The 13951-nt window shown below is 65.6% G+C and carries 11 protein-coding genes; 5 read left to right on the top strand and 6 right to left on the bottom strand.

The genetic code is table 11. From position 1 onward, the window contains the following. Window positions 1–9 precede the first annotated feature (9 nt). Window positions 10–1245: an extracellular solute-binding protein gene (locus tag AZH51_RS01765; RefSeq protein ID WP_291520608.1), complete on the bottom strand. Its 1236-nt coding sequence runs from the start codon at window positions 1243–1245 to the stop codon at window positions 10–12. 47 nt (window positions 1246–1292) lie between these two features. Then, entirely contained in the window at window positions 1293–2330 is a 1038-nt protein-coding gene (locus tag AZH51_RS01760) for a LacI family DNA-binding transcriptional regulator (RefSeq protein ID WP_291520606.1), read from the bottom strand. A gap of 133 nt (window positions 2331–2463) precedes the next feature. On the opposite strand from AZH51_RS01760, the gene AZH51_RS01755 reads away from it, so the two are divergent. Beyond that, window positions 2464–4560, top strand: a complete 2097-nt coding sequence (locus AZH51_RS01755) for a glycogen debranching N-terminal domain-containing protein (protein ID WP_291520604.1) — start codon at window positions 2464–2466, stop codon at window positions 4558–4560. Window positions 4561–4577: 17 nt separating this feature from the next. On the opposite strand, the gene AZH51_RS01750 is transcribed toward AZH51_RS01755, so the two are convergent. The 4 genes from AZH51_RS01750 to AZH51_RS01735 all read right to left on the bottom strand — a co-directional run bounded on the left by AZH51_RS01750 (window position 4578) and on the right by AZH51_RS01735 (window position 9478). Beyond that, complete coding sequence (locus AZH51_RS01750; RefSeq protein WP_291520602.1) at window positions 4578–5381, bottom strand: MOSC domain-containing protein; 804 nt, start codon at window positions 5379–5381, stop codon at window positions 4578–4580. Between the two features lie 10 nt (window positions 5382–5391). Further along, window positions 5392–7107 carry an APC family permease gene (locus tag AZH51_RS01745; RefSeq protein ID WP_291520600.1) on the bottom strand — a complete coding sequence of 572 codons (1716 nt, stop codon included), beginning with the start codon at window positions 7105–7107 and terminating at the stop codon, window positions 5392–5394. 71 nt (window positions 7108–7178) lie between these two features. After that, entirely contained in the window at window positions 7179–7802 is a 624-nt protein-coding gene (locus tag AZH51_RS01740; RefSeq protein WP_291520598.1) for a carbonic anhydrase, read from the bottom strand. Then, a complete protein-coding gene (locus tag AZH51_RS01735; RefSeq protein ID WP_291520596.1) occupies window positions 7799–9478 on the bottom strand; it encodes a fumarate hydratase in 1680 nt (559 codons plus the stop codon). The genes AZH51_RS01740 and AZH51_RS01735 overlap by 4 nt, the downstream gene beginning before the upstream one ends. A gap of 75 nt (window positions 9479–9553) precedes the next feature. Here AZH51_RS01735 and AZH51_RS01730 point away from each other — a divergent pair, with 75 nt between their 5' ends. From AZH51_RS01730 to AZH51_RS01715, 4 genes are read left to right on the top strand one after another with little or no spacing between them, the layout of a single operon-like run. Beyond that, window positions 9554–10855, top strand: a complete 1302-nt coding sequence (locus AZH51_RS01730) for an extracellular solute-binding protein (RefSeq protein WP_291520594.1) — start codon at window positions 9554–9556, stop codon at window positions 10853–10855. Window positions 10856–10860: 5 nt separating this feature from the next. Further along, window positions 10861–11805, top strand: coding sequence for a carbohydrate ABC transporter permease (locus AZH51_RS01725; protein WP_291521305.1), 945 nt, complete (start codon window positions 10861–10863; stop codon window positions 11803–11805). 3 nt (window positions 11806–11808) lie between these two features. After that, window positions 11809–12669, top strand: coding sequence for a carbohydrate ABC transporter permease (locus AZH51_RS01720; protein ID WP_291520592.1), 861 nt, complete (start codon window positions 11809–11811; stop codon window positions 12667–12669). A 29-nt stretch (window positions 12670–12698) separates the two neighbouring features. Continuing rightward, complete coding sequence (locus AZH51_RS01715) at window positions 12699–13949, top strand: ABC transporter ATP-binding protein (protein ID WP_291520590.1); 1251 nt, start codon at window positions 12699–12701, stop codon at window positions 13947–13949. The last annotated feature ends 2 nt before the right edge of the window (window positions 13950–13951 follow it).

Below are 13951 nucleotides of genomic sequence, written 5' to 3'. Positions count from 1 at the left end.
GCCGGTGGGTCACTGGCCGGCGGCGGTCCCGTTCTTCTGGAAGGTCTCCAGGAGGGCCTTGACGTCAGTCGACGGAGTCATCGAGCCGAGCGCGGAGTCGAAGCTGGCTATCGCCTGGGTCAGCCCGGGCAGGTTGACCGGGCCCTTGGAGTAGGCCGCCGCCTTCACGAAGGCCGCCTGGTTGGGGTACTTCGACTCGAACTGAGTCAGTCCCTCCTTGGTCGACGGCATGACACCGAACGCGTCGGCGAACGCCATCTGCTGGGACGGGGTGATCAGGTCTTTGATGAGAGCGACCGCGGCGGCGTGGTTCTTGGATTTGGCCGCGATTCCCCAGCAGTTGCTGAAGAGCAACGACCCCTTGCCCGCCGGACCAGCGGGCAGTTCGACCGTCGTGTATTTGACGTTCGGGTAATCCTTCATTCCCCCGACCAGCCAGTTGCCCTCGATCGTCATGGCAGCAATCTGCTTGCCGAACGCCTCGCCGCCCCATCCGGTGGAGGGATTGGTCTGGGTGTTGTACTTCAACACCCCGTCCTTCATCAGCTTCTGGACCTCCTGCAGGCCGGTCACATTGCCCGGGTCCGTGGCGGTCAACTTGTCCCCTGTCTGCAGCCAACCACCGGCTTGCACCATGAAGGCGCCGCTGCGGTTGTGGTCGTTGCCGATGACGAGCCCGGTCACGTTGCCCTTGGTCAGCTTCTTGGCAACGGTCTCCAACTGGTCCCAGTTCTTCGGGTAGTCCGCGGACGTGAGACCGGCGGCCTGCCACATCTGGTTGTTGATCTGAAGCGCCAGCGTCGAGGAGTCCTTCGGCGCGCAATACAGGGTCCCGCTATAGGTGAACGCCGTGACCAGCGACGGCTCGAACTGCGACGGGTCGACTTTGTCGCCGTACGCGTACAAGTACCCGGCCTTGGCGTAGGTGCCGATCAGTGATGCGTCCACGTAGAACACGTCGGGTGGGTTCGGGCTGGCAAACCCCTGACCCAGCTGTTGCTGCAGATTCGACGCGGCGACCACCTTCACCGAGTTGCCGCTCTTCTTGCCCCATGCGGTGGTCGCCTGCTGGACGGCGGTGGTCTCTGCCGGTCCGGAGCTACCGATCATCATGGTCAGCTGCACGGGTCCGGAGCCGGTGGCCTGGGACGCGGTCGTGCTGGAGAAGCCACCGCCACCGCAGGCAGCCAGACACAGGCTGCCCACCGCGGCGGCCGCGACAGACAGGGACTTGGTAGTTTTCATGAGCGCCTCCTGGAGCGATTGGGATCGGAAAACACGAACGAAGGGTTTTACAGCGGATCTGCCGGGTCGCGCATGGTGCTGGAGCGAATGACCAGGTCGGGTCGCAGGAGGACTCCGGCGTCCGGATCCTGCGGCTCGTCGAGTATCTGGAGGATGTGCGTAGCGACCAGTTCAAGGGGCTGACGCACCGTGGTCAGCCCGAGTGCTTGGGCCGCGTCGGTGTCATCGAAGCCGACGACACCGAAGTCGACGCCTGGTCGCCAGCCCAGCGAGTTCACCGCACGCCACACACCCACAGCCATGGCGTCGGAGACGCAGGCGACCGCACCGCCCTTTCCGATGGCCGCCACCAATGGAAGCGCCGCGGCCGCTGCGGAATCGAAGCCCTGTTCGGCGGCGGCCTCCCAGCGGTCGCGATCTTCGGAACCGGTGTGGCCCATGGCCATCGCCCAGCCCGACCGGCGGTCGTCACCGACCGGAGATCCGGCCGGCCAGCCTAGGAACCCGATGCGCTCGAACCCTTGCGCCTGGAGATGTTCGGTGGCCGCGGTCACGCCTGCGCGGCCGTCGACATCGACCCACCGGGTCAAACCCGGCGATCCCCACATGCGCCCGAAGGAGGCGAAGGTCTGTCGGTGCGTCACCAGCCACCCGGGTCGCGGATCGTCCAGCCGGGTGTTGGTGAGAACGAAGCCGTCCGCCAGCCGGCTGGCGACGAGTTCCTGGTAGGCAGCCATCGGCCGCAGATGATCAGACGCGACGAACGGAACGATGTGGGTGTCGTGGTCCTGCGACAGCCAGGTCAGCTCCACGAGAAACGAGTCGAGGATAGATCCGAGGCGGCCGGAGCCGTGCGAATCCAGCTGCAGCCCCCACGCGCCGGCCCGCTCCTGCTTGAGCGTTCGGGCCGCCCGGCTGGGCCGGAAGCCCAGGCGCTCAATGTGGACCTGAACCTGCTCCAGGGTCTCGGGCGCTACGCGGTCGGGCTGGTTGACGACGTTGCTGACCGTTTGTCGCGAAACATTCGCGGCCCGGGCGACGTCGTTGATCGTCACCCGCCGCGAGTTCTGCGATGTGGTCCCCATTGACCGATCCTCACCAGTTGTGTGAACGTTCATACGATGATTTGAACGTTCAAAACGTCTTTCGATGGTGGCGCTCCGCTTCCGGTCTGTCAAGGATGGGCCGGTGGCACACCAGAAAGTGAGGGAGCAGGCGATGGATCAGGCCGATGGCACCTCGGGTGAGCAACCCTGGCTGCACCAACTGGTCGTGGTTGTCGACGGCCCCGCGACGGCGCTGAGCCCGATCAGCGGCCAGTTCGAGGTGATGGGCACCCAGGGGTTCTTTGTCGACGACGAGCGCGCGGTCAGCATCCTGACCCGTCGCCTCGGCAGCGACCCACTGACCCCCATCTCCGCCAGTGCGAGGGGCGCCGACGCCGAGTTCTATTCGGCAGCAAGGACTTTGGGTGACCAGGGTCCAGACCCGACCGTCGAGTTGGAGCACCGCCGGTCGGTTGACGGGGCGTCGATGACGGAGACGTTCCTCGTGCACAACCGGTCGGGCGTTCGAATGGACCAGCCGTTGGTGATCTCCTGCGCCGGCGATGGTGCCGACATCTCCATAGTGAAGGCAGGGGCCGCGCCGCAGTCAGTCCTGCCCGTTGACCTCGATCCCGGCGGGGTCGTGTCGTGGCGTACTGCAACCCAACAGGTGCAGGTGGTGTGCGACCCGGAACCTTCGTCGACCGACGCCGCCCCGGGCGGCGAAGCGCTCCTTCGGTTCGACCTCGATATCGCACCGGGTGCCAGCGCGACGGTCACCGTTCGGATCACCACTCGGCGGACAGCTACGTCGCTGTTCGATAGCGATGCGGGCTCGCGCTCCGTCGGTTGGGCGGGAGGCATCCAGGTGCGGGCCGGCGACCCCCGCCTGGAGCGGCTGGCCGCCACTGGCGTCCTGGACCTGCAGCACCTACTGCTCAGGGATCCTCTGGCTCCTGCGGACGTCTTCGCGGCGGCCGGCACCCCTTGGTATCTCACGTTGTTCGGCCGGGATGCGCTGTGGACCGCCCGACTCGCCCTCCCCCTGGGGACCACGCTCGCAGCGGGCACACTGCGGGCGCTGGCTCGTCGCCAAGGCACCCGAACGGATCGGTCGACCGCCGAGCAACCGGGCAAGATCGCGCACGAGGTGCGCCGCAGCGCCGCCGGTGGCCTTCCGCCGTTGTACTACGGGACGGTCGATGCCACTGCGCTGTGGATCCTGCTCCTGGCCGATGCCCGCCGATGGGGCTTGCCGGACGACGACGCGCAGGAACTCTTGCCTACCCTGCGGGCAGCAACGGGTTGGTTGCTGGATCAGGCTGCGGCCAACGAGGACGGCCTGATCCGGTACGTCGACGAGTCCGGTGGCGGCCTCGTCAATCAGGGGTGGAAGGACTCCAGTGATGCGATCCGGTTCCGGAACGGCACGCTCGGCGAACCGCCGATCGCGCTGCTGGAAGTCCAGGCGTACGCCGTCGAGGCCGGTCGCGCGGCGGCGAGCCTGCTCGAGGAGTTGTCACCCGCCGATGCGCCGCTGGCAGGCCGTGCGCGTACGGCGGCCGACGGCTGGGAGGCCGCCGTGCGGGATCGCTTCTGGACGGCAGGGGAGGATCCCTATCTGGGCATCGCCATCGACGGCGACGGAGCATTGGTCGACGGGATCGCCTCCAATATGGGTCATGCCCTGGGAACCAGTGCGCTAACCGCTCGCGAGGCTGCGTTGGTGTCCGATCGTCTCATGGCCCCGAACATGTTGGGGCAGTTCGGTGTTCGGACGTTGGCGGCCGACAATGGTGGTTTCAATCCGATCGGGTACCACACCGGATCGGTCTGGACACACGACACTGCGATCTGCGCCCTCGGGCTGATGAAGGAGGGCCACCGCGAGGCCGCTGCCGAGCTGGCGGCCCGGTTGGTGGCTGCCGCGGCGGCCTTCAACTATCGCAGTCCTGAACTTCACGGTGATGCGACGCCGCTGGGCCGGCCGTTACCGTACCCCGCGGCGTGCCGGCCCCAGGCGTGGGCGGCCGCGAGCGCTGTGACGGTCCTCCAACTGGCCATCGGGCTGCAGGTCGACGTTCCGAACCGCCGCGTTGATCTCAACCCGCCCCGCTCGATGCCATTCGGTCCACTGCGCATCGAGGGATTGCAGATCGGCGGTTACGCCGTCAGTGTCGAGGTGTTCGCAGACGGCAGTTGCGCTCTCCAAGGACTGCCGTCGGATTTCGAAATCCTGACCATCGGCGCCGAGGGCGATCACCTGTAGGCGGTCGTCAGTGCGCGTCATTGAGCAACTACCTCGTCGCCGACGTGGATCTCACCTTCAGCGTCGGGGATCAGATGGATCGCGAACCACGTTTTGCCGTCCCACTTGCGGTGCTTGGCCAGCGTCGCGATCGGCTCCTTCGAGCGGTGAAGACTCACCGGGTCGATCGTCGTCATCACGCAGCGATCGACGGCTTTGGCAACCCGGAACGGTACGTCGCCGATCCGCACCGAGGTCCAGTGGTCCTCAGCGAAGGCTTCGTCGCCGTCGATGACCACATTGGCTCGGAACCGTTGCACCGCAAGGTCGTTGCCCGCCCATTGGCTCAGCAACGACGCTGAGGTCGTGCTGGCCAACGTCACCGGGTAGCCGTCCTGGAACACCGCGTGATCTTCCGGCCGGGAGAACTCCGGGTTCAGCGATCGCTGCGACGGATCCTCGCACCAGACCAGGTGCAGATCGTCGCGCCCGAGCACGCGCGCGAGCCACGCGTCGGCGTGCGGTCCGGCGAACCGCACCTGGGTGTGCGGCCGGGTGAACAGCCGCGCGGGAGCCAGCCGCCCGGCGTACGGGAAAGAGATCTCGATCGGCTCGTGGCCCTCGGCGCTCAGCCGCAGATCCGCGGTGCCCCCGGTCTGCGGGGTGTCGGCGACGATCGTGAAGAGCTGGTTGAGTTCGCGGGCAGAGACCATGTCACCGGCGTCGTCGACGATCATCCACTCCCGGTCCCCGCGCAGGCCGGCCAGGCCGACGTACGCCGAGTCAACCCTTCGGATGGCCGTGGACTTCACGGGGTGCAGGTTGAGCGCTGTGACGTGCACGCGCCCCAGGCTAGTCGTCGAGGTCTTCGCGCCGGACGGCCCGTTGGCCGGGCGGCAGGTTGGACAGGTCCTCGCTGATCAGGATGTCCGGAAGGCCGGCATCGGGCAGGCGTACCTCGGAAGGTCCGGCAGGATCGTAAGGCACACCGGCGAGCACGAGTTCGTGAGCTGCTTTGCGCGGCAGCGTCTTCTGCCGGAAGAAGTCCGACTTGACCGTCCACCACGCGATCATCAGGATGACGCCGAGTAGGAGGGCGACGAGGCCGACAACGGCGACCGCACCCTGCCCGAAGATGGTGATGTTCTTGCCCGCGTCGTCGGTGAGCCAGTCCGGTGCCCAGTAGGAGCGGACCGCATAGATGAACGCGCCGACCAGGATCGCGCCCCCGAGGAACGGGAACAGCCCTTGCATGATGAAGTTTCGAGGTGAACTCAACAGGTTGCGCCGGTAGAACCACACGCACGCGAATCCGGTCAGGCCGTAGTAGAACGCGATCATCAGACCGATCGAACCGATCAGCGCCGACAGCAGGTTCTGGCTGATCAGGGTGAAGATGAGGTAGAAGACGATCGAGATCAGGCCCATACCGATCGTCGACCAGGTCGGGGTCAGGTACTTGGGGTGGATCCGGGCAAATCGCTCCGGGATGGCTTTGTAGACGGCCATCGACAGCGCGGTGCGTGCGGTCGGCAGGATCGTGGTCTGCGTGGACGCCGACGCGGAGGTCAGGATCGAGGCCGCCAGCAGCAACTGGCCCACGTGGCCCAGGCCGCTGTCGCCGAAGAGGGCCGGCGAGATCGCGCTGAAGACGTCCTCGGAGTTGGCCTGGTTGCCCAGGCCGATGCCTTCGGTGCCGGTGCCGGCGAATGCGACGGCGGCGACGGTCACGATGGCGTAGGTGAACAGCAGGATCAGGGTGGACAGGACAGCGGCCCGGCCGGGGGTGGTCGCCGGATCGTCGGTCTCCTCGTTGATCGAGACCGCTGAGTCCCAGCCCCAGTAGATGAAGACCGCCGTCAGCAACGCGGGGGCGATCACATCGCTGAACGAGAGCCCGCCCGGCCACAGCCAGGACCATTGCGGATGAAGGGAATACGACTCCGCGTGTCCGGAGTAGACCTTGATCAACGCGACCGCTGCGAACAGGAACAGCACGAGCACCTCGATGGTCAGCAGCCCGTATTGGATCCGGGCGCTGAGCTCGATTCCCCGGTAGCAGATGTAGGTCATCACTGCGATCCAGATGATGCCGGCGACCGTCGACCAGAAGATGCTGGAGGACAACGAGTTGTGCAGCCCGAGGGTGTCGGCGAAGGAGAACGAGTAGGAGCCGGCGATCTGGGCCAGGTTGGCCATCACGATGACGTCGGCCGCGATGATGCCCCACCCGGTCATCCACCCGACGACCGGCCCGAAGGCGCGCGAGGCCCAGGTGAACGACGTACCGCAGTCCGGTTCGGCCTTGTTCAACTCCTGGTAGGCGACGGCGATGAAGTACATCGGGATGAAGGCCAGCAGGATGATGGCTGGCGCCTTCACCCCGGCCAGCAGGGCGCCCCCGCTGGCGACCACGAAGCCGAGGCTGGCGGCCAAGGAGTAGGCCGGGGCGGTGGAAGCCACCCCGACGACGATCGTGGACAGCAGCCCGACCGCACCGGACTTCAGACCTTTGTCACCGGAGGTCTCAGGGAAGCCGATGGGTGCAGCGTCAGGCGTAGTGGTCACGTGTCGACGGTAAATCCCCGCTGGGGCGGGGGCGAGTGGTTACGGCAAACTCCCAGCCCACGTTCAGGCTGTCAGGTGGTGGTCACCGCTCCTACGGTGGTGGCAACGGTGGCCCTGCCGTCGCCCAGGTCGTACGTCGCGCCGACGATCGCCAACTTACCGGCCGCGATGGCTTCGTGCACCACAACCGACCGCTCATTCAGCAACTGCGTGGTGTTGCGCACGTGTTCGGCTTCCAACTCCTCCAGGGTGGTCGCGCCGTCCTTGCGAGCCGTCATCACGCTGGGGGTGATGCGTTCGACGATGTCGCGCAGATAACCGGGCGGCACGTCACCGGTGAGTACGGCGTCCATGGTGGCTTTGAGCGCACCACACGAGTCGTGGCCGAGGACCACGATCAGCGGCACACCCAGCACCGACACCGCGAACTCCACGGAGCCCAGCACGGCGTTGTCGACAACGTGGCCGGCAGTCCGGACCACGAACAGGTCACCCAGGCCCTGGTCGAAGATGATCTCGGCGGCCACCCGGGAGTCCGCGCAGCCGAAGAAGATCGCCGACGGGGTCTGCCCGGCTTCCAGGATGTGTCGGCGCTGCGCGTCCTGGTTGGGGTGCTTCGGGCTGTTCGCGACGAACCGCGCGTTGCCAGCGGCCAGTTCGTCCCACGCCCACTGCGGCGTGAGCGGGTGGCTCACAAGCCGGGCCTGGTCGAAATGGAGAAGGCGACCGGCTTGGCCACCGAGGCGAAGAAGTCCTCGCCCTTGTCGTCGACGACGATGAAGGCCGGGAAGTCCTCGACCTCGATCTTCCAGATTGCTTCCATGCCCAACTCCGGATACTCGATGACGTCGACGTGCTTGATGCAGTCCTTGGCCAAGCGGGCTGCCGGGCCGCCGATCGAGCCGAGGTAGAAACCGCCGTGCGCGGCGCACGCGTCGATCACCTGTTTGCTCCGGTTGCCCTTGGCCAACATCACCATCGAACCACCTGCGGCCTGGAACTGGTCCACATAGGAGTCCATCCGGCCGGCCGTCGTCGGGCCGAAGGATCCCGACGCGTACCCCTCAGGGGTTTTGGCCGGCCCGGCGTAGTAGACGGGGTGGTCCTTGAGGTACTGCGGCATCGGCTCGCCCGCGTCGAGTCGTTCCTTGATCTTGGCGTGCGCGATGTCGCGGGCCACGATCAGCGGTCCGGTCAACGAAAGCCGTGTCTTCACAGGGTATTTCGACAGTTCAGCCAGGATCGCCGGCATCGGCTGGTTGAGGTCGATGTGCACGACGTCACCGGCCTCCTCCAGGTCCTCGTGCGTCGTGTCCGGCAGGAACCGGGCCGGGTCGCGCTCGAGTTCCTCGATGAAGACACCCTCGGCGGTGATCTTGCCCAGGCACTGGCGGTCCGCCGAGCAACTGACGGCGATCGCCACCGGCAGGGAGGCACCGTGCCGGGGCAGACGCACGACCCGCACGTCGTGGCAGAAGTACTTGCCGCCGAACTGCGCGCCGATCCCGAAGTTGCGCGTCAACTCCAGGACCTGCTGCTCCAACTCGGTGTCCCGGAAACCGTGCGCGGTCATGTCGCCGGACGTCGGCAGGTTGTCGAGGTACTTCGCGCTCGCGTATTTGGCTGTCTTCAAAGCGAACTCAGCGCTGGTACCGCCGATGACGATCGCCAGGTGGTACGGCGGGCAGGCGGCGGTCCCGATCGCGCGCAGCTTCTCGTCCAGGAAGCGCATCATCGAGTCCGGGTTCAGGATCGCCTTGGTCTCCTGGTAGAGGTAGGACTTGTTCGCCGAGCCACCGCCCTTGGCCATGAACAGGAACTTGTACGTCGTCTCGTGACCGGCGGCGGTGTCGGCGTACAACTCGATCTGCGCGGGCAGGTTGGAGCCGGTGTTTCTCTCCTCCCACGTCGTGATCGGCGCCATCTGCGAGTAGCGCAGGTTCAACCGGGTGTAGGCGTCGAAGACGCCATGGGCGATGGCCTCCTCATCGGGACGCCGGCCCTCGACGAGAACGTGAGATCCCTTCTTACCCATCACGATCGCCGTACCGGTGTCCTGGCACATCGGCAGGACGCCGGCGGCGGCGATGTTGGCGTTCTTCAGCAGGTCGGTGGCCACGAACTTGTCGTTGGCGCTGGCCTGCGGATCGTCCAGGATCGAGCGCAACTGGGCCAGGTGGGCGGGGCGCAGGTAGTGCGCGATGTCGTGCATCGCGGTGTCGGTCAGCAGGGTCAGGACGGCCGGATCGACCTCCAGGAAAGTGCGGCCGCCCGGCCCCTCGACCGTGCGTACGCCTTCCGTGGTCAGGAGCCGGTACGACGTGTCGTCGGCTCCAGCGGGCAGCAGGTCCTCGTAGGCGAATTCGGCCATACCTCCAGATTATCGACACCCCTGCGGGTGACCTGATAGTGGCTCCGACGCCTGGGATCGGTTAGGCACGTAGGTATGCGTCGGACGATCAAGCAGCAAGCCGCAGCCGTCGTAGTTGCCTTGGTCGGATCTGCCGGAATCGCCGCCTGCTCCTCCGCCAGCGGGGGTACGCCGAACCTCACCTGGTACATCAACCCCGACGGTGGCGGTTCGGACCCGACCAAGGGCGGCCAGGCGCAGTTGGCCAAGGAATGCACCGCCGCTTCGGGCGGTAAGTACACGATCACGATCCAGCAACTGCCCAACAGCGCGAGCGACCAGCGCATCCAGCTGCTGCGGCGGCTGGCCGCCGGCGACGCCTCGATGGACCTGATGAGCATGGACCCGGTCTTCGTGGCCGAATTCGCCGAGGCCGGTTATCTCGCCCCGGTGCCGGAGTCGATGCAGGCCGAATTCACTCAGGACAGAGTGCAATCGGCCATCGATGCCTCCAAGTGGCAGGGCAAGCTGGTGGCCGTCCCGTTCTGGGCGAACACCCAGTTGCTTTGGTACCGCAAGAGTGTTGCCGCCAAAGCCGGGCTGGACATGAGCAAGCCGGTGACCTGGGACCAGCTCATCTCCGCGGCCCAGAAGACCAACACCAAGATCGGTGTCCAGTCCTCGCTGTATGAGGGCTACATGGTCTGGATCAACGCGTTGATCTCAGGTGCCGGCGGCAAGATCGTGGAGAACCCCGGCGCACGGTACGACGAGTTGAAGCTTGGTCTGGACAGCCAGGCAGGGCGGGACGCGGCCAAGATCATCCAGCAGGTGGCCTCGACCGGGGTCGGTGGTCCGGCGATGGGTTCCTCCACCGAGACCGAAGCGCTCAACCTGTTCCAGAACACGACCACGAGCGGGTTCCTGGTCAACTGGCCCTACACCTACGCAGCGCTGACCAGCGCCAAGGTCCCGTTCTTGAACGACATCGGTTGGGCGATGTATCCCCAGACCGTCGCCGGTGAGCAGTCCCGGCCGCCGTTCGGAGGTATCGAGCTCGGCGTCGGTGCGAAGAGTTCACATCAGGATCTGGCCTACCAGGCAGCGGCCTGCATCAGCAACGAGAAGAACCAGACGACGTACATGCTCGGCACCGGTAACCCCGCCAGCCGCAAGGCGGTCTTCGAGGAGGCAAATGTGAAGAAGGCGTTCCCGATGGCCAATCTGATCCAGGAGTCGCTGCAACAGGCGGCCCCACGCCCGCAGTCGCAGTACTACGGCGACATCTCCTCCGGGATCCAGCAACAGTTCAGCCCGCCGAGTTCGGTGAACCAGCAGACACCCGCTAAGGCGCAGGAATTCATTGTGAAGGTGCTGAACGGAAAGGCACTTCTGTGACGGCCGTGGAGGCTCCGGAGAGCCGGAGCGAGGCGCGCGAGGACAAGCCCCGGCTGTCGGACCGGGCGAAGGCAGAACGGTCCCTGGGCTGGAAACTGGCCGGTCCCGCGTTCGTGGTGATGGTGCTGGTCACGATGTACCCGATCGCCTACGCGGTCTACCTGTCACTGTTCAACTACCGACTGACCGATCCGGCCGGTCGCAAGTTCGTCTTCCTGCAGAACTACGTCACCGCGTTCACCGACTCGCTGTTCTGGAAGTCATTCGGCGTCACCGTCGTGATCACCATCATCACGCTCTTCTTCGAGCTGATCTTCGGCTTCCTGATCGCGCTGGTGATGAACAAAGTCATCATCCCGCGGCGGACACTGCGCACGATCGTGCTGATCCCGTATGCGATCATCACCGTGGTCTCCGCCTTCAGCTGGAAGTACGCCGCGCAGGTGGACACCGGGTTCATCAACCACTGGCTGCACACGCTGACGTTCGGGGCGTGGGACCTGAACTACGACTGGTTCGGCGGGACCTGGTCCTCGATCTTCATCATCTGTCTGTCGGAGATCTGGAAGACCACACCGTTCGTGTCGCTGCTTTTACTGGCCGGCCTGGCCAACGTGGACTCCTCCTTGGAGGAGGCCGCCGAGGTCGATGGCGCAACGTGGTGGCAGCGGATGACCCGGGTGGTGCTGCCGAACATGAAGGCCGCGATCCTGGTCGCCGCGTTGTTCCGGACCTTGGATGCGTTCCGGATCTATGACAACCCGTTCATCATGACCGGTGGTGCGAACAACACCACGACGCTTTCCATCCTGGTGGCCCGGGAGACGATCGACCGGGTCGAGATCGGGATGGGATCGGCGCTGGCCGTGATCCTGTTCATCTTCGTGCTGATCATCGCTGCGATCTTCATCAAGGGGTTCAAGGTGGATCTGACGGCGGGGAGGAGCTGAGCCATGGCAGCCACACGAGCAGAACGCACCAAATGGGGGCTCTTCGCGGTCTCCATCCCGATCATGCTGTGGACCGTCATCCCGCTGATCTGGATCTTCGCGACGTCGCTGAAGTCAACTGCCGCACTAGGTGATCCGACCCAGAACTCGTTCGGCAACTTCTGGCCGAAGGACCCCACGTGGGACAACTACTCGTTGATCTTCACCGGTGGCGCGAAGGACCTGTTCGTCCCGGCGCTGTGGCACTCGATCATCGTCTGTGTCGTCTCGACGCTGATCGCGGTGGTGCTGGCGACGTTCTGTGCCTACGCGATCGCGCGGCTGGACTTCCCGGGCAAGAAGCTGATCTTGGGCACGGCGCTCGCGGTGTCGTTCTTCCCGGTGATCGCCATGGTGACGCCGTTGTTCAACCTGTGGCGGCAGATCGGCCTCTTCGACACCATCCCCGGTCTGATCATCCCCTACCTGGCGCTGACGCTGCCGTTGGCGATCTGGACGTTGACTGCGTTCTTCCAGCAGATCCCGTGGGAGATGGAGCAGGCCGCGCAGGTCGACGGCGCGACCAGTTGGCAGGCGTTCCGCAAGGTCATCGTTCCGCTGGCCGCACCCGGCGTCTTCACGACGGCCATCATCTCCTTCTTCACCGCGTGGAACGACTTCGTCTTCTCCTCCAACCTCACCTCATCCAACGCCCGCACCGTCCCGGCGGCGCTGGCCTTCTTCACCGGCGCCAGCCAATTCGAACAACCGACGGGCGCGATCTGCGCGGCCGCCGTCGTCGTCACCATTCCCGTTGTCATCCTGGTGTTGGTGTTCCAGCGCCGTATCGTGACCGGACTGACGTCCGGTGCGGTCAAGGGCTGAAGCGACCATCCCGACCCCGAGGAGCGCCCATGGCACACATCGAACTCAAGCACCTGGTCAAGAAGTACGGCGATGGGTTCCCCGCCGTCAACGACGTCTCGCTGGACATTGCCGACGGTGAGTTCGTCATCCTGGTCGGACCCTCCGGCTGCGGCAAGTCGACCCTGCTGCGGATGATCGTCGGATTGGAGGACATCACCTCCGGGGAACTGGACATCAACGACAAGAGGGTCAACGATCTGGCCCCGCGCGACCGCAACCTGGCGATGGTCTTCCAGAACTACGCGCTCTATCCGCACCTGACCGTGCGCGAGAACATCGCCTTCCCGCTGCGACTGGCCAAAGGCCAGCACTCCGAGGAGGAGATCCAGGCCAAGGTTGACCGGGCCGCCGAGATGCTCGAACTGACCGAGCACCTCGAACGCAAACCGGCGAACCTGTCCGGTGGTCAACGCCAGCGGGTCGCGATGGGCCGGGCCATCGTGCGCGACGCCGACGCGTTCCTCTTCGACGAACCGCTGTCGAACCTCGACGCCAAACTGCGTGGCCAGATGCGCACCGAGATCGCCCGCATGCAGCGGCGGCTCGGCATCACGACGATCTACGTCACCCACGACCAGGTCGAGGCCATGACGCTGGGGGACCGGGTCGCGGTGCTCTCCAAAGGCGTTCTGCAACAGGTCGCTTCGCCGCGCGAGCTCTACGAACAGCCCGTCAACCTGTTTGTGGCCGGCTTCATCGGCTCGCCCCCGATGAACTTCCTGCCCGCGCAGGTCAACGGCAACGAGTTGAAACTGCCGTTCGTCGATGTGCCGATCCCCGACGATCTGGCGGAGAAGGTCTCCGGCCACGACGTGGTGATCGTCGGATTGCGGCCCGAGGAGATCAAGCACGCCGAGGTCAACCCCATCGACGGTGGTGCGTCATTCGACGCGGTCGTCGATGTCACCGAGTGGCTGGGCAACGAGCAGTACGCCTACGTGCCCTTCGACGCCGACCCCAAGGTCGCTCAGGCGCTGGCGGATCTCGACCGGGACCTGGACGGGGAGAGTATGCGGACCCAGCTGGTGGTCAACCTGGATTCGCGGTCCCGGATCCTGGAGGGGGACGACGTGACCTTCATCTTCGCCCCCGAGACCATGCACGTGTTCGACCCGGAGTCCGGTGAGAACCTCACCAGGGACGACGAGAAGGCCGCGCAGATCGCCAAGGAGTCCGAGGAGGCTCGCAAGGCGGCTCTGGCCCGGGCGAAGGCGCGTGAGGAGAAGGTCGCTTCGTAAGC

The sequence above is a fragment of the Branchiibius sp. NY16-3462-2 genome, from assembly GCF_001594145.1.
Taxonomy (GTDB): Bacteria; Actinomycetota; Actinomycetes; order Actinomycetales; family Dermatophilaceae; genus Branchiibius.
The sequence above is the reverse complement of the archived record's forward strand: the minus strand, read 5'-3'. Positions and strand labels throughout refer to the sequence as shown.

Coding starts and splice junctions, on each gene's coding strand:
- AZH51_RS01720 (WP_291520592.1), top strand. CDS start 11,809: ATGGCAGCCACACGAGCAGAACGCACCAAATGGGGGCTCTTCGCGGTC.
- AZH51_RS01715 (WP_291520590.1), top strand. CDS start 12,699: ATGGCACACATCGAACTCAAGCACCTGGTCAAGAAGTACGGCGATGGG.
- AZH51_RS01730 (WP_291520594.1), top strand. CDS start 9,554: ATGCGTCGGACGATCAAGCAGCAAGCCGCAGCCGTCGTAGTTGCCTTG.
- AZH51_RS01765 (WP_291520608.1), bottom strand. CDS start 1,245: ATGAAAACTACCAAGTCCCTGTCTGTCGCGGCCGCCGCGGTGGGCAGC.
- AZH51_RS01735 (WP_291520596.1), bottom strand. CDS start 9,478: ATGGCCGAATTCGCCTACGAGGACCTGCTGCCCGCTGGAGCCGACGAC.
- AZH51_RS01760 (WP_291520606.1), bottom strand. CDS start 2,330: ATGGGGACCACATCGCAGAACTCGCGGCGGGTGACGATCAACGACGTC.
- AZH51_RS01755 (WP_291520604.1), top strand. CDS start 2,464: ATGGATCAGGCCGATGGCACCTCGGGTGAGCAACCCTGGCTGCACCAA.